The sequence below is a fragment of the Anaeromusa acidaminophila DSM 3853 genome, from assembly GCF_000374545.1.
GTDB lineage: Bacteria > Bacillota > Negativicutes > Anaeromusales > Anaeromusaceae > Anaeromusa > Anaeromusa acidaminophila.
Genome location: NZ_KB894613.1, coordinates 1 through 23,022, shown reverse-complemented (window position 1 = coordinate 23,022; position 23,022 = coordinate 1). Strand labels below are relative to the sequence as shown.

The 23,022-nt window shown below is 41.5% G+C and carries 25 protein-coding genes and 1 pseudogene; all 26 read right to left on the bottom strand.

Translation table 11 applies throughout. The features are described 5' to 3' along the window. Positions 1–300: 300 nt before the first annotated feature. A complete protein-coding gene (locus tag C508_RS0116375; protein ID WP_018704656.1) occupies positions 301–2,046 on the bottom strand; it encodes a DUF262 domain-containing protein in 1,746 nt (581 codons plus the stop codon). Positions 2,047–2,121: 75 nt separating this feature from the next. Beyond that, on the bottom strand, positions 2,122–2,517 hold the full coding sequence (locus tag C508_RS0116370) for a hypothetical protein (RefSeq protein ID WP_018704655.1): 396 nt from the start codon (positions 2,515–2,517) through the stop codon (positions 2,122–2,124). Between the two features lie 167 nt (positions 2,518–2,684). Next, complete coding sequence (locus C508_RS0116365) at positions 2,685–4,037, bottom strand: recombinase family protein (RefSeq protein ID WP_394349563.1); 1,353 nt, start codon at positions 4,035–4,037, stop codon at positions 2,685–2,687. Then, a complete protein-coding gene (locus C508_RS20765; RefSeq protein WP_018704653.1) occupies positions 3,955–5,238 on the bottom strand; it encodes a recombinase family protein in 1,284 nt (427 codons plus the stop codon). The genes C508_RS0116365 and C508_RS20765 overlap by 83 nt, the downstream gene beginning before the upstream one ends. Before the next feature lie 191 nt (positions 5,239–5,429). Continuing rightward, a complete protein-coding gene (locus C508_RS19025; RefSeq protein WP_018704651.1) occupies positions 5,430–6,047 on the bottom strand; it encodes a hypothetical protein in 618 nt (205 codons plus the stop codon). Positions 6,048–6,050: 3 nt separating this feature from the next. Then, positions 6,051–6,635 carry an N-acetylmuramoyl-L-alanine amidase family protein gene (locus C508_RS0116345; protein WP_018704650.1) on the bottom strand — a complete coding sequence of 195 codons (585 nt, stop codon included), beginning with the start codon at positions 6,633–6,635 and terminating at the stop codon, positions 6,051–6,053. 29 nt (positions 6,636–6,664) lie between these two features. After that, entirely contained in the window at positions 6,665–7,093 is a 429-nt protein-coding gene (locus C508_RS0116340) for a phage holin family protein (RefSeq protein WP_018704649.1), read from the bottom strand. Positions 7,094–7,150: 57 nt separating this feature from the next. Next, the gene (locus C508_RS19020; protein WP_156817666.1) at positions 7,151–7,672 is read right to left on the bottom strand and encodes a hypothetical protein; all 522 of its coding nucleotides are present in this window, start codon (positions 7,670–7,672) and stop codon (positions 7,151–7,153) included. Next, positions 7,635–9,929, bottom strand: a complete 2,295-nt coding sequence (locus C508_RS0116330; protein WP_018704647.1) for a hypothetical protein — start codon at positions 9,927–9,929, stop codon at positions 7,635–7,637. Before C508_RS0116330 ends, C508_RS19020 begins: the two co-directional genes overlap by 38 nt. 2 nt (positions 9,930–9,931) lie before the next feature. After that, positions 9,932–12,949, bottom strand: a complete 3,018-nt coding sequence (locus tag C508_RS19680) for a phage tail protein (RefSeq protein ID WP_018704646.1) — start codon at positions 12,947–12,949, stop codon at positions 9,932–9,934. A gap of 4 nt (positions 12,950–12,953) precedes the next feature. Further along, on the bottom strand, positions 12,954–13,400 hold the full coding sequence (locus C508_RS0116320) for an NlpC/P60 family protein (protein WP_018704645.1): 447 nt from the start codon (positions 13,398–13,400) through the stop codon (positions 12,954–12,956). Next, positions 13,397–14,260, bottom strand: a complete 864-nt coding sequence (locus C508_RS0116315) for a phage/gene transfer agent baseplate hub protein (protein WP_018704644.1) — start codon at positions 14,258–14,260, stop codon at positions 13,397–13,399. The genes C508_RS0116320 and C508_RS0116315 overlap by 4 nt, the downstream gene beginning before the upstream one ends. Beyond that, the gene (locus C508_RS0116310; protein ID WP_018704643.1) at positions 14,257–14,835 is read right to left on the bottom strand and encodes a DUF2460 domain-containing protein; all 579 of its coding nucleotides are present in this window, start codon (positions 14,833–14,835) and stop codon (positions 14,257–14,259) included. The genes C508_RS0116315 and C508_RS0116310 overlap by 4 nt, the downstream gene beginning before the upstream one ends. Before the next feature lies 1 nt (position 14,836). Beyond that, positions 14,837–17,671, bottom strand: a complete 2,835-nt coding sequence (locus tag C508_RS0116305) for a tape measure protein (RefSeq protein ID WP_018704642.1) — start codon at positions 17,669–17,671, stop codon at positions 14,837–14,839. Further along, positions 17,672–17,998, bottom strand: a complete 327-nt coding sequence (locus C508_RS0116300; protein WP_018704641.1) for a hypothetical protein — start codon at positions 17,996–17,998, stop codon at positions 17,672–17,674. It abuts the gene before it with no gap. Between the two features lie 8 nt (positions 17,999–18,006). Beyond that, entirely contained in the window at positions 18,007–18,366 is a 360-nt protein-coding gene (locus tag C508_RS0116295) for a hypothetical protein (protein WP_156817665.1), read from the bottom strand. A gap of 21 nt (positions 18,367–18,387) precedes the next feature. Then, positions 18,388–18,804 carry a phage tail tube protein gene (locus C508_RS19010; RefSeq protein WP_018704639.1) on the bottom strand — a complete coding sequence of 139 codons (417 nt, stop codon included), beginning with the start codon at positions 18,802–18,804 and terminating at the stop codon, positions 18,388–18,390. Positions 18,805–18,808: 4 nt separating this feature from the next. Continuing rightward, entirely contained in the window at positions 18,809–19,186 is a 378-nt protein-coding gene (gene gp17 / locus C508_RS0116285) for a tail completion protein gp17 (RefSeq protein ID WP_018704638.1), read from the bottom strand. After that, positions 19,187–19,552: an HK97-gp10 family putative phage morphogenesis protein gene (locus C508_RS0116280; RefSeq protein WP_018704637.1), complete on the bottom strand. Its 366-nt coding sequence runs from the start codon at positions 19,550–19,552 to the stop codon at positions 19,187–19,189. It abuts the gene before it with no gap. Further along, on the bottom strand, positions 19,545–19,874 hold the full coding sequence (locus C508_RS0116275; protein WP_083928131.1) for a phage head closure protein: 330 nt from the start codon (positions 19,872–19,874) through the stop codon (positions 19,545–19,547). Before C508_RS0116275 ends, C508_RS0116280 begins: the two co-directional genes overlap by 8 nt. 9 nt (positions 19,875–19,883) lie before the next feature. Then, positions 19,884–20,150 carry a head-tail connector protein gene (locus C508_RS19005; protein ID WP_018704635.1) on the bottom strand — a complete coding sequence of 89 codons (267 nt, stop codon included), beginning with the start codon at positions 20,148–20,150 and terminating at the stop codon, positions 19,884–19,886. Then, positions 20,140–20,367 (bottom strand): hypothetical protein, encoded by a 228-nt coding sequence (locus C508_RS0116265; RefSeq protein ID WP_018704634.1) that lies wholly within the window; start codon positions 20,365–20,367, stop codon positions 20,140–20,142. Before C508_RS0116265 ends, C508_RS19005 begins: the two co-directional genes overlap by 11 nt. A gap of 14 nt (positions 20,368–20,381) precedes the next feature. Continuing rightward, complete coding sequence (locus tag C508_RS0116260; RefSeq protein ID WP_018704633.1) at positions 20,382–21,578, bottom strand: phage major capsid protein; 1,197 nt, start codon at positions 21,576–21,578, stop codon at positions 20,382–20,384. A gap of 20 nt (positions 21,579–21,598) precedes the next feature. Beyond that, positions 21,599–22,294 (bottom strand): head maturation protease, ClpP-related, encoded by a 696-nt coding sequence (locus C508_RS0116255; protein WP_018704632.1) that lies wholly within the window; start codon positions 22,292–22,294, stop codon positions 21,599–21,601. Next, a pseudogene (locus C508_RS19000) lies at positions 22,291–22,884 on the bottom strand (phage portal protein); the annotation flags it as partial. The gene C508_RS0116255 and the pseudogene C508_RS19000, both read right to left, overlap by 4 nt. A 6-nt stretch (positions 22,885–22,890) precedes the next feature. Next, positions 22,891–23,010: an HNH endonuclease gene (locus C508_RS20890; RefSeq protein WP_479688667.1), complete on the bottom strand. Its 120-nt coding sequence runs from the start codon at positions 23,008–23,010 to the stop codon at positions 22,891–22,893. Between the last annotated feature and the right edge of the window lie 12 nt (positions 23,011–23,022).

Below are 23,022 nucleotides of genomic sequence, written 5' to 3'. Positions count from 1 at the left end.
CGACCGAACGTTTGTGGAATAAAAAAGGTTCACGTCCATTTGCTGCTTTGCAGCGTTACGCTACTTGCAATGGCTCGTGCTAACCAAAAGCAGAAAAAAGAGGCCGCTTAACGGATAAAAAACTCCGTTTTAAGCGATAACGGGAGTAGTCTGCCCTTTTTTAGCTGCAGTTCCACCAGGCTTTATAGCGGAAAGCTGAATTGCATTCTTGAGAACCTGGCGGAGCATCTTTCGGCGTATTATGTCGCGTTGTTTTTTAAAAATACTAGTTATGCAAAAGACTCTATTACTTGTCCCCTATCAGTTGCGCAACTCGGTTTCCAATTTTTTAATAAGAAGTTTTTCACGTTCTTCAAGAAATACGTCAAAGCTGCTAAAATCAAGAGTTACATTGGGAACATAGTGCTTTTTCTTATAATCTGGAAGTTCACCAGCAGGAACCTTTTGGCTTAACCAGGCATCAAAATCCATTGCCTTCTTCTCAATGTTAGGTATTGTCTCAAGTAGCTGGAGGTTTCCAATATAATTGTGATTTGCAATAAAATCATCAACTTTGCTATCTGGTACACCTTTTGCTTTCAATTTCTTAGCTGTAAATTCACTCTTAGGGAACATATGATCAACATTAAAATTATGCTTTAAATCGGCCCAAGGATACAGGATTGAAAGAATAACTAATGTATCGCCATGCCCATATTTGGAATAAAGAAGATTATTGATATCATCATCTGTAAACTGCAATGCACGATTTGTACCTTTGAACTGGGCAAAAATAGCATCAACTGGAAATCCATTCGCTGATTGAGTTTTAATGATTTCTCTAACAGGTTTCAACACGCCATCTGGAGCAAAACTAAATACCCTCTTCAATAAAGCAGATACAAACCACAGCTTAATATTTTTTCTATCCCCTATTCTTGATGTCGAGGTTTCAAAATTATTAGGTAAACCAATAGTTTTAAGATAATATGCCACAGGAATCATCAGGTTGTTAGATGTTATATTTTCTCTGCTAAACCCAAAACTACTGATAAGGGTAACTGCATCACGGATAGCCTTTGTTATGTTATCCCACTCTTTTTCAATCAAGAGCATATTAGTGCGGTTAAAATTATCAACCTTAAATGAAATATCCGAAATATCGCAAAGTACCAGACAGGCTTTTAGCACAATATCTTTGCTAATATTGAAACCTCTGCCGATTTGATTTATTTCATCAATAAATTCGTTGATCTCTTCACGGGCATCTCTTGTTTCCCATTGGGCAGTTGCAAAAGATAAAAGCAAATCAGAATAACTTAGCGTTGTGCCGCCACTGTTTACACGAATAAAGATATTAAGCACCTTATCAAGTTCTGCGCTTTGCTCAAGATAGTAGCTAATAATCCTATTCACATGTATGACAGCGTGCAGCTTTGATAATGTTCTATTGGCACACTGCGCTTTTTCCTTGTCGGGATTGGCTGCTAATCCGGATGTTATAAGATAATCCATTACATCCGATAGCTCTTTTAAGTCCAGTATCTTTCCAACCGGAAACCAGTGGTGGTCGTCATCCTGCTCGGTAGCCTCTGATTCAGTTAAAAACTCGAACTCATACTTGTAGGAAATATCCTCAGGCGCTCCCAGTAGATTGATATATAATTTTTTTTTCGGGTAAGCCAAAGGGTTGTCCCATTTTTTATATGCGATCTTGTTGGCATATGTTCCCTTAAGCGCTATGTACAAAGACGTTAATCGCTGTTGCCCATCAAGTACGGCCATTACATCATCGCTTCCGCTAATGTTTGCTTTAGGATTATGCTTGTTATCCTTTTGATGATAATCACGTAAAAATTCATAGAACTTGAATTCTGACGCTTTCTCTTTTGGTACTTTCCAGAATAAGAATGAATTTATTGGATAATTTCTCATTAAGCTATCGAAAAGCATTGTTATTTGCTCTGGACCCCACACAAACTCTCTTTGAATGGACGGCAGCAAGTATTTCTTTGAATGAACATCGTTTATAACTTCACATATGGTAAGCGGCGTTTGAAAAGACATATTACGTCCTCCTTAGATATAATAATAAACTATATTTTGGATTGTTCTTTTCCCTAATCTTGTGATAGCCCAGGACTATTTCAACCTGATATAGTTGCGTGGCAATGCCTCGAACATCTCCGGATAATGGCCGCAACGTGCTCTCATCTGATTGGCTTTGGCTTTTTCGCCATTTTTCTGTACATACAGCCTTCTATCGTAAATAATATCAGCTAATTCAGAGGCATGAAGCGTTTGATTTGTAGCTTCGGACAATACAATCTTCATAGCCTCTTGTAACGTATGTGTGGTCTTCGCTGCAAGGGCACTAACCGGTACTTCAGTGTTTTCTTCATACTTTAAAATGATGTAGGCCGGCTTATTGTCTTTAAGAATAATTACTTTACCTACATCATCAACAGTTTTAAACACAGCCACGGCTTCGTTCATTGCTTTTTCAATAGATACCAAACTGTTAATGTTGATTTCCATCTCCATCACCTCAACATGAGAATATCACAGCCCATAACATTTGTAAACATATTTGTATAAACATTTGTACTTATTTTGTAAATAAGACCACTTTATCCATTTGCACATAAAAAAAGGCGACTGCCAGAACGTTTTCGTTCCAAGTCAGCCGCCATTATATGATTAGTTTATTCGCCGCCACATTCGATCTCTGTCCCGTCCATAAAAGCAACAACCAGTTTCCCGCTTTCAAAAACGGCGATGTGGTCCAAAGTATTCAGCATGAAATCCGTATCAAAATCCGTGATGTACTTGGCATTCTCCGTAATATCCGCAAACTGCACTGCTCTGTACTGCTCTAAGGGATTGCCAAATTCAGCAAAACACTGCCATCGTTTTTTTGTCTCCTCTCTATTTTTAAGCAACAAGTTCCAAGCCATCTTAAATGCCTCTTCAAGTACCTCTTCATCAATATGGCGATTCGTGCAGCCTGATACGCCTTTGACTTTGTATCGTTCCTGGCATTGCCAAACCTTACGGTATACATCTCCTGTTTTCCAGCCTTTCCTTGCATAAGATTGGTTACAAGTTCCACAGACTATCTTGCCAGCAAAGGGATTTGTTTCTGGTTTGTGAGAATATGAATTTGTACCGTGTTCTTCAATATATTTTCTTCTGCGCTCCTGTTCAAGCTGTACTGCTTCCCAAATCAAAGGGTCTATGATGGCCTCATGGTTATCTTCAATATGAAACTGTTGAATTTCCCCTTGGTTCTTTGCACGTTTCTTGCTTAGAAAATCTACCGTATAGCTTTTTTGCAAAATAGCATCGCCTTTGTACTTTTCGTTACAGAGCATGCTCTGCAGGGTCGTGGCTTGCCACACGGTTTTTCTGTTCCAGTTTTTTATACCCTCCCGTTCAAAAGTACGCTTGATATAATCCACTGTTTTACCCGAAAGATACTCATCATAAAGTCTTACCACGATTTTTGCCTGTTCTGGGTTTACCACTAGTTGACCATTCTCATCGGCGTCGTAACCAAGAAAACGCTTTGTGCTCATACCAAATTTTCCGCTTTCATATCGTCGGCGAATACCCCATGTGGAGTTCTCTGAGATCGACCTTGATTCATCCTGAGCCAAGGAACTCAATATCGTAAGAAGCACCTCTCCCTTTGCATCTAGAGTATCTATGTTTTCTTTTTCAAATATGACGCCAATGCCAAGCTCCTTTAATTCACGCACATAGTTCAGGCAATCGAGTGTATTTCTCGCAAAGCGGCTGATGGATTTTGTGATGATACGGTCAATTTTCCTAGCTCTGCAATCAGCTATCATGCGATTAAACTCCTCACGCTTTTTCGTATTCGTACCAGAAATTCCTTCATCTGCATATATGCCAGCAAACTCGTACATAGGATTTTGCTGAATGTAGGATTTGTAGTAATTCACCTGATTCTCATAGCTTGATAGCTGTTCTTCTTGGTCTGTGGATACGCGGCAGTATGCCGCCATCTTTATTTGGGCGGTCGCTTGGTTTATTTCTGATACCCCTGTCGAATTCTTCCTTACTGGTATAACTGTAATATTTCTCGCCATTTATTTTTACCTCCTCAACCACAGTAGGCTCTGTGATATTCTGTTTTGATGCTTCCTCGTCCGATATTTTAACGCCCTTGCAGGCAGTTTTTCCATCGTGAATATATGTGGAACACCACCATTCTATTCTCTTGTTGTATACCTGTTTTCGCCTTAATGCCTTACCGCAATAAGGGCAGATGAGAATACCCGAAAGTGGGTAGCGGTTTTTGTACTTATCCGTACCATCCGCAGCAATTTTCCGCTGTTCCTTGTGTCTTTGCATAATCTGCTGCACCTTATCCCATTCTGCCTTGCTGACAATAGCCGGATGGTTTTCTTCAATATAATAACTCTGGACTTCACCGTTGTTCCTAACGCTTGTATTCCTTCGGTTTTCGGGGGTGTAATACTTTTGAAGAATACAATCACCTTTGTATTTTTCATTCTTGAGCATTCCTCTGATCGTTCCTTCATACCACTTCCCGCCTGTAATAGTCGGTACGTTCTCATCATTTAATAGAGCTGCAATTCGGAACATCCCTATTCCACTGAGATACATATCAAAAATCCTGCGGACAATCTTAGCCTGTTCACGGTTTATGACCAGCTCTCCGAATTCATTTTTGTCATATCCCATGAAGCGGGTGGTATTCACCATAATTTCACCACGCTCAAATTTTTTCTTCATTGTCCATTTATTGTTCTCGCTCATGCTTCTAGATTCTTCCTGAGCAAAAGAAGCGAGGACGGCAAGCATCATCTCACCGTCCCCTGATAAAGTATTGATATTCTGTTCTTCAAAGAAAATCCCGATTCCAAGTTCCTTCAGTTCTCTTGCCACCTTTAATACAGTGACTGTGTTTCGAGCGAAACGGGAAACCGACTTAGTTATAATCAAATCTATCTCATGGTTCTTTGCTTTTTCAAGCATCGACTGGAATGCAGGGCGGTTCTCACAATAACCTGAAATGCCTTGATCCGCATACACCCCCGCGAACTCATAATCAGGGTTGGATGAAATCAGCCTTTCATATGTGGAAGTCTGGTTCTCAAGAGAATCTTCCTGTTTCAAGCTATCCGATGATACACGGGCATACGCACATACCTTAAGCTTTTTAACTTCCAACAACTCTGATTTTGGTGTAACAATTTTCACTCGCATAATGCGACCTCCTTTCCTTTTTGGTAGTACCATATATCACTCTAAAAGCCTTGTAAGTCAAGCATTGCAACTGTTTCTACCAGGTCAAATAATCAGTCAATCCAAACAGAAAACATTAAAAAATATAGGCCGGACAAATTGCTATCTGCCCGACCTGTATCTTAGATTTTCTTTGCGTAGTATCCGCCGCCTTAATAGCGCCAAACATGCTTGACCTCCCAACCGGAGGTCTTTATTTTTCCCCTCGCTAGTTCTTCCGGCACCAGATGCACTTCCGCCGCCACAGCCTTATGCGAAGCATAGTTTCGCTGCACCCCAAGCGGAATATAGGCATCACCGCAGTGGCTTCCTACTCCTGCGGAAAGTTCCCAAGATTTGTCCAGATTAATCTTCAGTACGTCCACTTTATAGTCCGTATCGTTTTTGACCACAGCCGTCCGGTCGGTCTTTTCCAGCGCGGCGGGCGGCAAAGTCGCATCTTGCTTATTAATCCTCTCCACCACCTTTTCAGAAGCGACCTCCAGTGATGGTGCGTTTACGGTAAAATTAGCAACAGGTGGCTTAGTTTTCATTACATCATAAGCCACCTGTAGTTCCTTAGCATTCATCTGTGAGATATTAAGCGCTCTGCGTAAAACCTGCTCCTGTTCTAGTTCTTCTTTCTTCAACACTAGCGCATGCCGGCATTGATTCTCTGCCTGTTGAGTTCGTTGCCAAAACCAGTACAATATTGTAAATATTATTAGGAAGGAAACAACACTCAGCATCATCCACTTGTTTTTATTAAACATTTGGAATATTTTAACCACACCTTATCCCTCCTGTTCTAAAAAATAATCAGTCACCCCTCGTGCAATTGCCCTAGCATATCTATCTTGCCATTTAGCATCAACCAACAAAGCGGCTTCTTCATCATTTGAAATGAATGCCATCTCAACCAAACAAGCCGGAGCTTCTGTATAACTGAGCACATAAAATCGATCTTCTTTATCAGGATCACCGTCAGAGTAATCTGCTCTGCCTGCACGATCTGGAAACTCCTCAGCGATTTTTCCATATACACAAGTTGCAAGTTTATCTCCGCATGTGTTGCCTGGCGAAGTCCAAACCTCATAGCCTTTTGCTTTTTGATTTGTCGCACTATTACAATGAAGTGAAATAAAAATATCGGCACTCCAGTCATTAGCCAAAGTTGTCCGATAGCTTAAATCATCCGTTTCTACTTGTTCGAAGTCAGTTCTGGTTAGTTTCACCTCATAGCCTACTGCACGCAAATATTTTTCTACTAGACGTGAAACGCTTAGTGCAATATCTGCTTCTTGTAAACCTGTTGTTTTGTTTACAGCACCCGGATCAATATTTCTTCCCGCATGGCCTGGATCTATTACTACTCTCATCTTTACTCCCCCTATTCAATATCAATCTGCTACGTTCTGTCATTCAATGACTTTTTTTCTTTACGAAGCTGTATTAGCTTGTCGCGAATAAATAGTGGAATATATTCGCTATATCCCATACGATCTAGATTTTCGATAATACTAAGTCCTTCGTTTCCCAAATATGCAAATATTACCATAGATCGGCAAGTGCTAATACCAAAAATACTAACATCAATCCAATGCGCCATAATAATGATAATTAACATGACAAACTTACGTTTGATCCCGTCAAATCCTTTTTTGCTATCAAGCGTTGCCGTCTTCCATGCCGCAATTAACCCCGTCAAATAATCTAGTGCTACAAAAATCAAAAGTGCCGTAACAAGCTTATCAACACCGCCAACTAGAAAAGAAAACGCTGCTCCTATGCCTGAAAATAGAGCCATAATGCGCAGTTCTATTTGCGTATAATCCATCTTATCCCTCTCCTCTTCAAATATTTGTCTTAGAAAAACAAATCACCTGAAACGAAGTTAGTCCTTTTCGTTCCAGGTGATTTGTTCAATTTCTTGAGCATTTTCTGCTACCTGCAATCTTTCCTGCAACCTCCAATGCTTTAACTTTACCGCTGTAATATGAGTTTCCAAGTCTCTACCCAACTGCATAAGCTGTTCTTTTGTATGAAAACAGACTGTTTTTTCCCCTTCCACTTCTTTTCTGGCACGAATCGGAGCCTGTCCAGCCGGGCAAATTCCTTTATATCGTTCCGTAGTTTTCCAGTCTTTTTCTTGCGCTCGATTATAAAGGCTCTCCAGAATATGTTGATCTTCCACTTCACTATCATAAAATAGCGTTTCGCCAGTGGCTTTTGACCAGAACCCTTCTGTATAAGCACTTGCAGCCGCTTGCACTAATTCTTCTTTTTTCTTTGTTTTAAGGTTTTCAAGCGGTAGGGCTGGGACAAAAAAATCATCAACAACCTCCCAACCTTCTTCATCAAGCCCCGGTTCCCAGCTTCTAAGCTCTAAATTCTGAGGTTTGTACCATAACATCATCAATCGCCTCCACTAAACATCCATACCACCCAACAGAACCATCATTGTCTTTTGGTGAAAGTTGATTCCAAATGACACTGGCTTGCCCTGTATAAACACGAATATACTCATTACATATTTGATTAATATAGCAGCCATATGCATATCCATTTGAAGAGTTATACATGCTATCTACTACAGAATAGGCATTGTCCCACATATAACGTTTATAAAACAAAGTTACCTTGATTCGTTGTGAGCGAAACGGATTTTCCCAGTAATAATTATTACTCGTTGTTACCCACTGCCAGCCCATGAACTTGCTACGCGGTACACAAAAGGGATTGCTTTTCACACCCCAGCAGGGCGATGAATCAAACTTTGCTTTTTGTCCATCGTTTTGAAAGTTTCCTAAAGAAATAGCATCTGTTGGTAGAATATCATCAGCTATATTCACATATACTCTACGTTTAAGGCAAGAAAAAATATTTTTTATTTCCGCCTCACTGGGTTTTCGATACAACATCAAAGCATGATGTAAATCGCCAATAAAAGGGTAACTGTTATTATTAGGGTATACCCCAAAACAAGCCGCTAAATTATCTACAGCATTTGCAGTAAAGTTTGGAATGAATTCTGGTTCTGTTCTATCTGAATATAAATACAGTCCACCATCTGCAAAAACAAAACCAACAACAGCCGGAGCATTATCGGGAATTTGTATTGTCGCTGCCACACCTCCTCCGGTTGTGCCTGTACCAGATGCATATGCTCCAATACACCGACTGCCGTTATAGCTCACATATAAGATATTCCCTTTTGAGCCATTATAGTTAGAAAAAAGTGTCCGATATGAGTCAAGCGCCCTAGCTTCCAGTAACGCAAAAAATCCAAAGCTTGCCGGAAATTTAAAATTTCCTATATCAAGTCGAGAAATCGCGCCTACTCCCGTAAAACGCCTTGCATAACCAAGTCCGACAGTACTTGTTATGATGGGACAGTTTTGTGCTGTTCCCGGATACAACGTTCCAACACTAGAAGTATCATTTGCTAAGTTTCCGCTACATTCATCAAATCGCCATTCATGCCATTCTTCTGTTTCACTCGAAAGATCTGGAGTAGTTGCCATATAATCGATGTACTCGCACGGAATTCCAGTTTGTGTAGCAAGCTTGGCCCATTCTTCTGCTGACAGTACATCTTTTCTAATTTGCAAGAAATTCATTATTGATTTATCCGCACGATAATTTCCGTCATAATGGTTTAATACTCCAAGCTTACTTACAGTTGGCATGGCCGCATTTTGCAGCTTTGCTTTCCACCAGACCACCCCATTAATATAGATAATCAGTTGCTCATTGTCATAAGAAAGTACAATTTGGTAGCGCATGCCAGGCCGCAAGAAATAGTTTAAGCTAAACTCAGCCCCTGACCAACCACAATAGTGTAAATATAGCTCTCCCGTCGAGTTATATACCCTAAAATAAAAGCCATTCAGCGAAGCAATCATAAAATTGGCAGTCGTTGTACTTTTATAATCCTTATAGATAAAATCAGCGAGAATAGCTATTTTTTTCGTTTGATTGAAATCACATACATTTCCTTGCGATAGCAGGTTTGAATTCACCGATATTTTTCTACCATACCCCAAGCTTCCCGCTACCCGCTCTACTTCATCAGCTTTTGTTCCACCAGCAATCAAGTTGTTTTGATTTGCAGTTTTATCATTAACCACAGTTCCTGTATCATCAAACTCATAATGATGAACAACCATATTATCTAAAACAGGCCATTTAAACTGGACTGTTCTTACGCAAACTTCTTTACTAATTTCTTTTTGGCAATATACTATCCCGCTACTAGGAGTAGCAGTCAGAGGTATCGTGGATGCAGCAACATCGATATATTGCTCGGCAAGATTTACCTTTCCTCCAGGATTTTTGAGTAACGGTGCGCCATTCATTAAATCAACTTGTATATCCATACCGGAAACAATAAAATTCTTCTGTCCTAAGACCTTGCTAGAAAGTTCTTGATTTAAAAGTCCTGCTGCCAAAAGCTCCTTCGTGATTGCACCTTGCTGAATATGTGTAGTTCCAATAGACTGATCGTCCAATTGCTCTGAACCAATTACTTTTTCCGTTAGCTTATTTCTTGTAACGGCTTTGTCAGCCAACCCCTCGGTAGAAATTGGTTTTCCGACTCCGCTCGCATGGTCATGTCCATTTAAGACACTAACCGCTTCCTCCGGACCCATTTCTAAATTTAGCACTGCCACCTTTAATACCCCCTTATAATGGCTTGTATCAGTTTTCCGGCAATCAAATTGCCTTGTACATCAAGAAGCTCAATATCAAATCCGCTTGTATTTATATTCGAAATTCGCCAGGTAGTTTGCTCGCCTTTCTCATTTTGCGAAAAAACTCCAATACTCGGTGATTCTGTATAGTGAAGCCTAAAAGAAATTCTTGTTTTCTCCGCTGGTATATACACGTTGGTAATCCGCTCTTCGATATCTGGCACGTCAATCATTACATTGACACCCTTTACAGTTGTATTGCTCACTTGATCGAGAGAAATCGGCCGTACGCGAATTTGTACATATCTTCCATAAAATTGATTTTTACTGCTAGGCTGCCAAGCATCCCATACCTTTGAGTCTACGCTGGCTCGGTATTCAACCTCGATACGAATATTTTTCTTAGGCTCATACGATACACCAATTCGGGCAAAGGTCTGTAACGCAAAAGAAGGCGAAACATACTGCACTTCTGAACGAAAAATGCTAAAAAAGTGATTATAATCCTTAAGGCATTCTTTCGTCTTTACATGCCAGATGCCGGACTCGTCGACCCAGTAACATCCTTGATCCATAATATTTTCACCTAAATCCAATACCGGCAGTTCAATATACGCATCATCTCGAAGTAATGGCATTCCGTTAAAGGCATCAAAAAAACGCAAATAATCCTTTAACAGTTTTTGTGACTGTAAAGAATAGCCGCTATTGTTTGGATACATATTGGTGATTTGGCACGCTTCAACAGGCACATACCTCTCAAGTAAAATATTGCGATTAGGCAAATCAATGACATTAACAATGCACTGACTAGCCGTTGCAGCGTAAATTCCATTTGTATTAATGGCTTTTAGCCAATACGTCAGCGTTCCTTCCTCCGTCGCTGCAAAAGAGTAGGTAGAGCTAGTAAACACGCCAATCCTCTCACTTTGTTCCCAACTGCTTCCTTGCCGCAGCTCATAGGAAAAAAAGCTATTGTAATTTGCATCTACAAAACTTCTATCCAAGGTTACAAGAAGCTGTTCTTTATTTTGCACGATAGAAAAAGACATCTGCGGAAGGCTCTCGCTTGCCCCGCGAATCGTATAGGAATACGGCTCCACTTCATCAAGTTCTTGTACACCTACACCAAAGACATTAAAACTAGTAAATTTGATATATATTTTCTGCCCAATGTCTTCAACTCGAAACGGATAATGAAAAACATTACTATCCATACGCACAAACGAAGTGTTCTCTGCATGTTTTTGCAGCTGCGATCCATACAAGCCACGGCGTAACCCGGATAAAGAATAAATGTTGTTCTCTCCTAAAACAGCACCCGCATAAGCAATCCACTCACCATCAACATAGCAGAGCGTATGCTTTAAATCTGCATCTTGCTCTGTTCCGCTTAAAATTTTCCCCTGCGCATCATATAGGGAAATTACAAGTGGCCCTGCCTGTTTCTCTGCACCTATACTTCTTGCAAGCTTGCCTACTCGAGCTGGTGCCGTAACCATGCCAATTTTACGATAGGTATTTGCATCATAGCTAACCCAGATATTAGCGCCACCCCAAACTGCGTTCTTTCCACAGACAGCTACGCAAAGTTCTAAACCACCGTCAATCAAAGCGGGTGGTGCTTCAAAAATAACTGGAGGTGCAATACTGCCTGGATCGGCATTATAATCTAAACCCACACGAGGTGTTTCTTGGCTGGTTTGATATTTGGCAGGGCTGTAAATTCCCGGCGGCCGTTCCTTAGCAACAACTTCTAACGCACCATCCTCATCTTCTTCAATAGAATCAATAATAACCGGTTTTTTATTGATCCCAATACTCTTTTCTGTCAAGGTAACAAAATCGCCAGGCTCTAACAGACAATAGCTCCACCCTAGCCGAAATTTATACGTGGTACGCCCATACAAGCTATCCATTGCTAACAGGCTAGCGATATATTGCGCTCGCGCCTTTGTATGAATATAATGAAGTTCTTTTTTTGGTGCAGAACGAAGCCCTCGCCGATTTATATCGACCTGCACTTTAAATTCTGCTAATTCTTCTTTATATTGATTGCTTCGATTAATAAATTCAACCGATACGTGATTATACGCATCCACCGAGTCTTCACGGGAAAACTGCAGAAGTTTTCCATCCTCTAAATCTAGAAAATCTTCTTCTGACAAATCATATAAAGGGACGATATCAGGTTCAAATACAACATTGTTGTGCTCAAGCCGCTCATCACAGCGCGGCACAAACTTTAACTTGCCTTGACTCCAAAACTGTATGGTATTGGTAGCCTCGCAAATATCTTTAATAATTTGGTAGGCTTCACGCTGCTCAGTCAATGGCAAAGAAATAAAAAGATTGGCAGCTTGGCAAAACGTTCGAAAGCGTTTTAAGCTTGCCGTATCAATATTGCCACTGCCAAATCCAATTCCCTGCAAGGGATGCGTAATAATGAATTGGCAGGCATCTGCTGGATTTACATCCAGCCCATCATTTGACAACCCCATTATGCTTTGCACTTCAAAATTCAGTTGCGGTAAACTCCCATTACTATCTAAATCCACCACTCCCGCTACATAAGCTAGTCCACTATATGGCAGAGCACGTTCCGGGTGTTTCGCCATGGTATAACTCCAAGGAGCTTGCCCGATTTCTCCCAAAAACAAAGAAAAGCCTGCGGCCGATATATTGCTTAGAAGTTCTTTATCTCTCCACACTCGGCCCACCTTATCGATTTTTCCTTCTGAAAGTCCAATCAAGACGGCTACCTGATAGGTATAGCTAATATTAACAACCGTTGAGCCTCCGCCGCCTTTTCCAGCATGTTGTCTACTTTCATGGGCTATGGCGGCAAAATCATACCAATCAATCACATTACCGGAAATGCGGGTGGTACCAAGAACCAGACTGACTGTAGCACCATAGGTTGCTTGGTTGATTTGAAAACTGCCAACTTTATTTTCCTCATTAACCGTTGTACTGCCACCGCCAAAAAGTCCACCCATACATTCACCCCTTTATCCTCGGTCTATATAAAGCGCGCATTCTACTTCGCCCGCGTTTATCACATAAACTGGTTTCATGAATACTTGATAAAATGACTCCAAGCTGAATAAAAGAATGCAAAATAATCGGCCACTCAATTACAATGCCCGCGTGACTAATGCAACGCCCAAACTGAAAAAGTACAATATCTCCAACCTGCGCTTCTGATACAGGATCACAGTATTTTTGCACCCATGCCAGATATTTTTCTTCATTATTGTGCAGAGCCCAATCCGCCGGATAGTAACCAGGCTCGCATTCACCAATGGGTAAAATTCCGGCTTTTTCATATATCGCAATGAGAATCTGCCCACAGTCGACACCTACACCTTTCACTCTGCCTTGGTGATGATATGGCGTGCCGAGCCAGGTAAGAGCTTCACTTCTTACTCGTTCTTGCCACGCTATCATATAATAGCCTCTGGCAGAGGAATATATGGTGTAGCCCTATTATGACTGAAGTTATGAAACTTATTTTTACAAGTAGTTGGCTGCTTGTCACATCCCGGAAAAACCCGAATTGCATCTCCTACCGCTGGTAGTGTAGATAAAGGTAGCAAAGTGGTAACCTTGCCTTTTGTTTCAGAATATTTGATCGGCAGCGTAACACCAGACAAATTGCCATTTAGAAATTCAATGCCGCCTTGGTCGTAAAATCCACGGTCATATCCTATATCAATATAAAATGCCTGAGCACTTTCCACTGCGGTAATTTTTCCTTCTTTGATTACAGTCTCTAAACGCAAACCGCAACCTGCGTCAAAGAGAGAATATGGGCAGCTTGGATAATAGTTTCGCGTTGGATATAAGACATTTAACCGTTGAACACTGCTTTTCACTTTCCAAGTCATGCTTAGTCCACCGCCTTCTTCAACATCAATTTCACCAGAAAACATTTCGACAATATCGATTACTACTCCAGGCATATCCATGAAACATCGGTATAGCACCAATTTTGCACAATCCAGTCCACCGTTATGTGCCACATGCAGTAGTGGTATATTGCCAATACAATCGCTTTCTTCTACATACACTGTCACATTCAGAGTATCGACGGTCACACCAGCTGCCAGCTTGATACGATTGCGTTTAAACCCTGGACCTTTTGAGCTAAAGATACGACCATCGTTTGCCGATAGACGAATGTCTTGATCATAATCAGCATAACGAAATACCAATCCATTTTCCAAACGCAACTCATATAAGTCACACATATAAAAAACGTCTCGTTGATGTAAATAATCCAGAAGTTCTTGTGAAGCACTCTTCATCTGACTGTCACCAACTTGATCTGATTTAACTTGTAATATCCATACCAAAAATTATTCCACTCTAAGGCATCGTCTTCAAATGCAACACGCCAATAATATTGAAAACTAGCGGTTACTCGCGCCCCTTTCGCTGGCGGCGCTGCCATATTAATACCACCATTCTGCAAAAGCTCATGCATAACAGCCTTGCCATTACAAAATACCTGCAAACTGCCTAAAACAACATCTCGAATGGGTTCAACATAGATATCATCAAAGTTTCTTAATAGCTGAAACTCTGTTTTTTCGCCATCGCCCGAACCAAGATATACATTGGTTTGCTGATAATCTTCAGGATCAAGCCATAAGAAAGGCTGCAGTCCTCCTCGAACTACAGCGCAAAATCCTGCAACTCGTTCTATTTCTTTCTCGCTTAACGCTTTATAGCTACATTGAATGCGCCACTCAGGGTAGCTCCATGTTGTCATTGCCTTTCTCTTACCACTGCCTGTTTTTTGCACCTTAGTATTCCAGCGCTGTGTTTTCTTACTGTTCCACTCCATACTTGGAAGGATGGGAAAAACCGGAAAGCTCATATTATCCTCCTACCTCGGCGGCAACGTTAAAGGCTCGCGCCTGCCTTTTAACCGCTTTTACCAAGCGATGTCCATTGGCATCCAACCAGCGATCTACGCTTGGACCATCCCAAGCTTGTACTGTAATGTGATAACTGTCTCCTTGCACCTGCTCTTCGGAGTTATTACTCAGCCCTAACCGCTCAAATAACTTTCGATCTAACGGCAATACTGCTTCTTGACGATGCCCTTCACCAATTTGTGCAAGCGTAGGTCCTGTAGTAATACCACCTGATGCAAGAGCCGGAATGCCTGCTAATCCCATCGCAACTCCGGCAGTAGCCGACATACCAGCCATAGCTGGCCCTGCATTCGCACCGAGTGTTGCTAAGGATACCATTGCCGCTGCTGGAGCCCATGCAGCAGCTACTCCAGCTCCTATAGCTGCAGCACTAGCCAATTCTCCTGCCTGCATTGATTTTCCGAAAGTAGCCATCATAATTCTACTGGCAATCCATTTTGCGGCCATTTGAGCAATCATTTGCAAAACGCTCTTGCCTAAATCTTGAAACGCTTGACCAATAGTTTTATTGCCTGATAAAACATCACTAAAAAAAGTTGTCATTCCACTATATAATCCTTTAATACCTTCTGCCATATAGGACATTGCTGTCCGATGCGATTCAGTCCACAAGGCATAGTAGACATCAATCATCTCTTGCCGTGCCGCCAAATCTTGAGAAAATAGCGCCGATTCCGATGACAATAGCGCCGCATAGCGCGTTAAATCACCTTCTTTACGTGCGGCATCAAGATCATCTTGCAATGCCTGTCCTGCTCGAATGTACGCTGCAACTTTTTCAGCAGCTTGTCTTTCAATTTCAAATCGGCGATTAGCACTTTCTTGTGCAAATGAAATCTTCCCTTCTTCGGTTTCTACAAAGAGGATGCCATTTTCTTTCATAGCCTGCCGCATTACATCTTTTTCTTTTTTCGTTAACGTTTCCCATTTGATAGCAAGATCGATAAAGTTGCGCTCCATATCTTGCATTTGTTCGCGGGCGTCTTTCGCAATATCAAAGTTATGAGCTTTACTTCCCTGAAAGGTAAAGCTAACCTTTTGATCACTAAATTTCTGCGCCAAATCGGCCATACTGCGTTGCAGATCAAGCACTGTTTTCTTTTCTTCCAGTAGCAACTTTCGTCGTTTTTCACTATATGTTTCCGCTAAACGTTGTTTATCTCTCTCATAATTTTCATTGGCATCCTTAGTTTCAGAAAGTGCTGTCTCTTGTTCAGAAAGCCAAATATCTAGTTGCTCCAGTTGTGTTTTTGTAGTTTGAACCCAGTCATTTGCAATTGCATCGGATACTTGCTGTACTTTCGTTGCCAACTTATCTAAGGCGTTTCCACCTGCACTACCGACGCCCTGCATGGCTGCGCCCATATCTTGAGCCTTTCCATGAAGCCCTGTAAACTCACGATTGATACCGCTGACCGATTCGACAATAGCTCCAGCCCCATCTTTCAGGCTATTGCCCACCGCGCTTAAAGCAGCCGCAGTACTAGTTGCCGCCTGCTCGGCCTGGACTTGTGCATTTTGAGCTTCTTGTCCTGCTGCAGCAATGTTATCGGCTAAGCAGTTCATCCAACCTGCAATAGTATTTTGCAAACCTCCACCAAATAAAGAAAGTAATGGCTGTACTGCTTCTAATACATACTTTACACCTGAAAAAACAGCCACTTTAATTTCAGCCCATTTTTGTTGTGTCCAAGCTAGTGCTGTAGTCCATGCATTGGAAAATAAATCACCTAGGGGTTGCCAAGCTTGCCAAATGACCCATGCTACAGCCGCCAGTGCTGCACCTTTTACGATAAAAGGCAATAAGGGTATTAGTGCAGCCCATGCCGAAGTCGCAAATACAACCATAGCAGGAACTGCTGCACCCAGTAGCGCACCTGCCAATACAAATGCAGCTAAGGATACTTCCTTGGGAATCATATTCTTTAACGCTTGGTTAATGCCGTTATTTTTTACATAATCAGCGAAAGAGGTCAGGTAATTTGCAACTGTTTGCAACCGTGCTTTCAAGTCCAGAGCGGCGATGATCTGGTCCCCCATTTGCTTGGCTACTGCACTGGCATTGTCTTTAATGGTCGATAAAATTCCTGGTATTTCTTGACTAAGACTTTCCATCCCACCTTTGAAATCCTTTTGCATACCGTTAACAATCGCTTCAATTCCTTTTTGCGCGGACACTGAACCAGAGGATACCTTCTCCATGGCTTCCGCTGTTGATACCCCCATTGAATCAGCTAAGTATTTCCATGCGTTTACACCGCGTTCAGCAAATTGCATCATTTCTTCGGCAGATACTTTTCCTTTCGCTTGCATTTGTCCAAGGGCTGTGACCATTCCATTGATTCCGTCTTGTCCACTTCCCAATAAAGATGCCGTATCTCCGACTGCTGCCATAATTGGAATGATATCTTGTACATCAAATTTAAAAGCAATTAGTTTTTTAGAAGCCTCCATCAATCCAGTTAATTCAAATGGAGTTTCTGCTGCAAACTTGGCAAGATTAGCTAAAAACTGCTCAGCATTTTGTGCATCTCCTAACAACACACCAAAGGCTTTTTGATTAGCCTTAAAATCCGAAGCCATTTTAACACTGGCAATTCCCAATACACCCAAGCCTGCCGCCAGTGCGGCAATACTGCCCAAAGCACCTTCAGAAGCCCCTAGCGCTTCTTCGCCTAAACCTTTCTTCAGTGCCCTCTGGGTCTGATTGATTTTTTTCAAAAACTCTGAGTTATCTGCGCCAATGACGACAGTCATAGATGGGTTGCCAGCCATTTATTCACCCCATTTCTTTTTGAGCATTAATAATTCGTCTCTCAACTCTTGTCCCGATTTTTCTCGCTCTTCTTTTTCTTGCGTCTTTTTTAGTGGAGCGTACCCGAGTAATGTTTCTAGGGTAATCGGTTTTTTTAAATTTCGCGCGCAAGCGTTAATGATTGGCACAGCCAAATACACTCTGGCTAGTCGTTCTTGCTCTTGCCGCCACTGATAACCTTTTACCATTTTCAGAAATTCTGTAACAGTCAAGCTACCAAACTCCCAAGGTGTCAAGCCTAGCGCCCCGTAAGCAATTGGCTCCATCAACTCAATCCATTGCGCCACTGTAGTTATTACTTTTTTTCACTATCTTCACCAGATTGTAATTCTTCTGAATCACCTAAATTTCCTAAAATCCCCGAGCGTCTAACGGCTTCACCAATGGTTTCACTTAGTGCTTCGAGTGTACCACCTGCATCTAAAAACTCCTGCATCAAAAGTCCCGCACGTTGCAAAGTAAGTCCTTTTTCCGCATGCTTTAACCCGCCCCACAGTAACGTGCGCATAACAGAAAAGCCAGCTGATGCCGGATTACCTAAGATAAAGAGTAAAGAACGGCCACCGAGCAATTCTTCCATCTCGGCGGCCGCATTAATATCATATTTTAGACGACGCTCTTTGCCGCCTAAGGTAATAAACACTGAAGTTGTCATTTGCATATTTCCCCTTTCCTCTTATGCCATTGTTTTAATCGGCGCACCAATTCCTGACAATGTCAATTTGTAGGTTGCCACATCATCATGAGGTGTTTCTTCCGAAAGGTCTGTAATAGTGGCTTTCCCTTCCCATTTCGAACCATCCTTTCGCGCATAGCGAACTTGCACTGGATTGCGATTCATATAGCAATCATCCAATTTATCAAATGCTGCATCATCTTCTAAGACCAGGGCATCCGCTTCAATCCCCCAAGAACGAAGGCCAGGAATGGTATCTTTCCAGCCCTTTGAGGTTTTAGAACTAGCATCGATTTCATCAGCTTGTCGTTTAAACGTAGCTCCTCTTTGTCCCCCTAAAACCGACCATACCGGTTCAAGCTCTGTTCCCGTGTTAATATATAGCAAAAAATCCACGCCATCTACTGGAATCGACATCTAATCACCTCTTGTAAATTTTTAATTGTAGCTTAATGCTACCTTCTCTATATTCTTCTAAACGCTCCACCTTACATTCATTAAGCTCCTGCCTTATCACTACCCACGTTTCACCCAAATCAAAAGTTTCCGTTTCCAAAAGTTTAACGATAAGGTCAGCCATATGATTGATTTCTTTATCGCCCTTATAATCTGAATAAAGTAAAATACCTGCCGTAACAATAAGGCCTACGGTAGTTTTTGTGTTACAAGGTTGCGCGTTCGTTTCTGCTAAAACGATATATGGCATTTTTCGATTTTCCGGTACACTATCAAAGACTGGATACTCCTCACAGTGACGCAAACGTTCAAAAAGCGCTCTGTTTAATGTTAAAAGTTTCATTTAGCGGCGCACCGCCTGTTCTACTTTACTCAAAATATCTCGTTGCACACCCGGCACAATTTGCTCACGCGCTTTTTGCATGAATCGCTTGGATTTTACACCTTTTTTTGTACCATATTCTTGTAGATGAGCGATATTAGACCTCGGACGAACAATATGAGTAATCCCGTATTTTCCTTTGCGATTTTTTATGCTTTTACGTAATTTACCGGTCTTTTTTGGTGCCAGTTCTTTCGCTCTTATCTGAACTTTTTTTGCCCCTTCCTTTGATGTTTCGTCAATAACCTGACTAACACCGTGCGCCATTAAATCAAAATGTGATAAAGTACGCTGCATACCTTCTACTCGCAGTGTTAATTTACTCATGCATAAAAACCTCCTCTACCGTTAGTTTGAGATATGCCTTTTTCTGTTCCACATTAACGGCCGGAGCCGTTTGGTAAAAATAGCGATTTTGATAGAAAATGCGGTCTTTTAAAAGAACATCTTTGCGATAAGGCAAAACAACCTCATAGGTTGCCTGAAATTGCATTTGTTCTGCTTGCTCGTTTTTACTACTGCGCACAGGTAAAAACTGCACCCAAGCCTTACCGTATGGTTGATATTCCTCAGCATAACCCCCACTATCATCTGGCACTTTTAATAAACGTTCTAAAACCACCCTGCAGTTTCTAACACCTGGATTCATTGCAAACACCTACCATTTTAACTGACGATATGGACCAAGGAGCGCATACACGACTATCGGAATATTTTCTCCAGTCCTCTCCTCGTAAAAATGACTAATCAAAATTAATAAAGACTGTTTAATCGGGCTTGGCAGTTCTTCCGGTAACGCTTCATTTAAATAATTTTCACAATGCTCTTTAGCTGTTATTAAAAGCATAGCGAGAAGGGTATCCTCCTCCTCGCCATCAATACGTAAATAGTTTTTGATTTCTTCTAGTGTCGGCTCATTCGCCATAATTTTTCTCCATTAAGCCTGCACTTTGTAATTTATCCAATAGTGAATTAAAATCACTTTTTAGTTCAGCTATAGTAGTGGCCGAACTATGCGCTTGCCATATCGCATGGCTTACCGGAATGCCAGCTAGAGAAAGCTGCCCTTCTTGATCAATTTCAAGTTTCCCTTTCACTACCCATTTATCTCCGCCTTGCTCAGCATAATTTTTCGTTGTCATAACTCCACACCTCGCTATGCTTTCATTTGCAAGATTTTAATGGCTTCATTTAAGATTAGTTTTCCATCCACACGCTGCGTTGCCTTGAAACCAACTTGACCAGTTGCAGCATAGAGTTCATTGAGACGTTGGAAGGATCGGCCTTGGCGATCTGCCACCCAATAGTAACTAAAATCACCAAATGCAATGGTTTTAGCTGCAGAAGCAATCACAGGGACATACGCCGAAGTTTTAAGTGGACGATTCAATATAGTATCCGGCTGTCCTGCTGTCACAGATGGCTGCCAGAGGTATTGCCCGTTGCCATCCTTCAATTTGCGAATAGCCTTAACCGTTGCATCATTGGTCACAAACACAGCATTTTTACGATACGGCGATTTGAGTGAATAGAAAAGGTCCATAATTTCATCAAAGGAAATGCCTGATACACTTGTAGTGGTAACACCAACTCCTGCACCCCCAGCAGCATTGAAAATCCCTGTTGGCTTGCCGTTTCCATCGCCGATGAAAAAGGCTTCTTCTTCTTTGGATCCAATACGACGGGCAAATTCCTTGGCAATATATTGCTCTAAATTAAACACACTATCATTTAGCAGTTCTTCCGAGACCTTGATCATTGTGGCCAGCTTATAGGCTCCAATAGAAACTTGTCCAAACGTGTCATCAGACTCAGGAATTACCCCTTCTTCATCAACCCACGAAGCAGTTCCTTTCGCAGCCACGACAGGAATTTTTTTATCGCCTGAGGAAGTGGTGACTACTTTGGCTAACTGCCGAAACATATTCTCCTCTACCAGCGCTTCTATTAAGGTTTGCTCAAATTCATCGGGCACCAAATACCCGCCTTCGCTATCGGTACCGACTTGCAAAGCATTTTGCACTTCAAAGCTATTTTTATTCTTCATAGCTTTCCAGAACGCAGATTTATATTCATTAGATGCTCGGCCAATTTTTTCTGTTTCTTGGTATTGTTCAGGACGATGGGTAATAGCAGCGCTCGTTGGTTTAGCTAGCTCTAAATCCAAAACAGCTTGGCGCTCTAGGCGATCAATTTCTTTGCCTAAGTTGACGACATCGGTTTCCATTTTTTCATAGGTAGTTGTATCTTCTGCCGATAAAAGACCATTTTCACTTCTCCTAGAATCTAAAAAAGCTTTGGTACTATCCCAAAGCTTGGCGCGTTTTTCACGTAGTTCTAAAATTTTATTCATGCATATTCCCCCTGTTTACGTTATTTTAAAAGTTCTAATCGTTTCATTAGCTCTTGATGTGAAGTACCTACAATCGCTGCTTCTACCTTCACAGTTTCCTTGGGAAGCTTGCGCAGAAAAGAGTTTGTGACAGTAACTCGATCAAAAATAAAACCCTCTGCTACATCTGACGTTTCTTCAGGTGCATAGAGGATTTTATCTGCAAAACCAAGTTCTACTGCTTTTTTCGCACTGAACCAAGTTTCTGCATCCATCATGTTTGAAATTTTACTTCGTGATAACCCAGTCCGCTCTTCATATGCATTAACTATACTCTCTTTAACTTCCGTTAGCATCTTAATCCCACTGGCAAGATCGCCTGCTTCTCCAAAGATAACGGTGGCCGGATTATGAATCATCATCATGGCAACTGGCGACATCACAATTTCATCGCCTGCCATAGCAATAACCGATGCTGCACTCGCAGCAATACCATCAATTTTAACGGTTACTTTTCCTTCATACTCTTTAAGCATGGTATAGATTTGACTGGCAGCAAACACATCGCCACCTGGGGAATTGAGCCAAACTGCGATATCGTCTGTCGATGTAGTAAGCTCTGCTTTAAATTTCTTTGGCGTAATGTCATCATCAAACCAGCTGTCTTGCGCAATATATCCATCAAAATGTAAAGTACGACCTGCTTCATTTTTTACCCAGTTCCAAAACTTTCTCATGTGTTTCCCTCCATCTTTGTGGTCTTATTATTAGCAAAGGCTCCTGCATCTGCTAGCTTAGTCATATTTCCATTAATAAGATACAAGTCACCGCCTAAATCTTCTGGTATACGGTTTAAATTTTCTAATTCCCTAATGTCATTGGCCGATAGCCAGCCATTTTGTCTACCAACAGCATAGCCATTCATCCTACTCTGATAATCTCCGCGCAAAAGTCCATCAACATTAAATTTTACAAAATACTGTCGTTTCTCCTTTTCAGTAAACAAAGCTCGTTGTATTGCTTGCTCCCAACGCACCACCCACGGGTCCAACGTGTACATAACAAACTCCAACGACTGCTGTTCAATGTTTGAAAAACTGGATTTTTCAAGATCACCAATCATATGTGGTGGTATACGGAAAATGCGGGCAATTTCATTAATCTGAAACTTGCGCGTTTCTAAAAACTGCGCTTGCTCCGGCGGTATGCCGATGCTTTGAAACTTCATGTAGAGTAGGGAAGTACCGCCTTGCCGCATTACTGCGACAGGTTTGTTCCACCCTCTCCCCAAACCGTGCTTACACCTCTCGATGTACACGGCTTTCCATTTACGCTATGACGAATGATGAATTCCATTATGGCAGGACTTGCAAACTACCAAAGTTTTTCGTTTGCGGGCAATCATAGCCCGCTCCCATTGTTCCTTTCCCTTGAGATTTTTCAGCTTGTTGATGTGGTGAATCTC

Coding starts and splice junctions, on each gene's coding strand:
- C508_RS0116375 (WP_018704656.1), bottom strand. CDS start 2,046: ATGTCTTTTCAAACGCCGCTTACCATATGTGAAGTTATAAACGATGTT.
- C508_RS0116370 (WP_018704655.1), bottom strand. CDS start 2,517: ATGGAAATCAACATTAACAGTTTGGTATCTATTGAAAAAGCAATGAAC.
- C508_RS20765 (WP_018704653.1), bottom strand. CDS start 5,238: ATGCGAGTGAAAATTGTTACACCAAAATCAGAGTTGTTGGAAGTTAAA.
- C508_RS0116345 (WP_018704650.1), bottom strand. CDS start 6,635: ATGAGAGTAGTAATAGATCCAGGCCATGCGGGAAGAAATATTGATCCG.
- C508_RS0116340 (WP_018704649.1), bottom strand. CDS start 7,093: ATGGATTATACGCAAATAGAACTGCGCATTATGGCTCTATTTTCAGGC.
- C508_RS19020 (WP_156817666.1), bottom strand. CDS start 7,672: ATGATGTTATGGTACAAACCTCAGAATTTAGAGCTTAGAAGCTGGGAA.
- C508_RS19680 (WP_018704646.1), bottom strand. CDS start 12,949: ATGGGTGGACTTTTTGGCGGTGGCAGTACAACGGTTAATGAGGAAAAT.
- C508_RS0116320 (WP_018704645.1), bottom strand. CDS start 13,400: ATGATAGCGTGGCAAGAACGAGTAAGAAGTGAAGCTCTTACCTGGCTC.
- C508_RS0116315 (WP_018704644.1), bottom strand. CDS start 14,260: ATGAAGAGTGCTTCACAAGAACTTCTGGATTATTTACATCAACGAGAC.
- C508_RS0116310 (WP_018704643.1), bottom strand. CDS start 14,835: ATGAGCTTTCCGGTTTTTCCCATCCTTCCAAGTATGGAGTGGAACAGT.
- C508_RS0116305 (WP_018704642.1), bottom strand. CDS start 17,671: ATGGCTGGCAACCCATCTATGACTGTCGTCATTGGCGCAGATAACTCA.
- C508_RS0116295 (WP_156817665.1), bottom strand. CDS start 18,366: ATGACAACTTCAGTGTTTATTACCTTAGGCGGCAAAGAGCGTCGTCTA.
- C508_RS19010 (WP_018704639.1), bottom strand. CDS start 18,804: ATGTCGATTCCAGTAGATGGCGTGGATTTTTTGCTATATATTAACACG.
- gp17 (WP_018704638.1), bottom strand. CDS start 19,186: ATGAAACTTTTAACATTAAACAGAGCGCTTTTTGAACGTTTGCGTCAC.
- C508_RS0116280 (WP_018704637.1), bottom strand. CDS start 19,552: ATGAGTAAATTAACACTGCGAGTAGAAGGTATGCAGCGTACTTTATCA.
- C508_RS0116275 (WP_083928131.1), bottom strand. CDS start 19,874: ATGAATCCAGGTGTTAGAAACTGCAGGGTGGTTTTAGAACGTTTATTA.
- C508_RS19005 (WP_018704635.1), bottom strand. CDS start 20,150: ATGGCGAATGAGCCGACACTAGAAGAAATCAAAAACTATTTACGTATT.
- C508_RS0116265 (WP_018704634.1), bottom strand. CDS start 20,367: ATGACAACGAAAAATTATGCTGAGCAAGGCGGAGATAAATGGGTAGTG.
- C508_RS0116260 (WP_018704633.1), bottom strand. CDS start 21,578: ATGAATAAAATTTTAGAACTACGTGAAAAACGCGCCAAGCTTTGGGAT.
- C508_RS0116255 (WP_018704632.1), bottom strand. CDS start 22,294: ATGAGAAAGTTTTGGAACTGGGTAAAAAATGAAGCAGGTCGTACTTTA.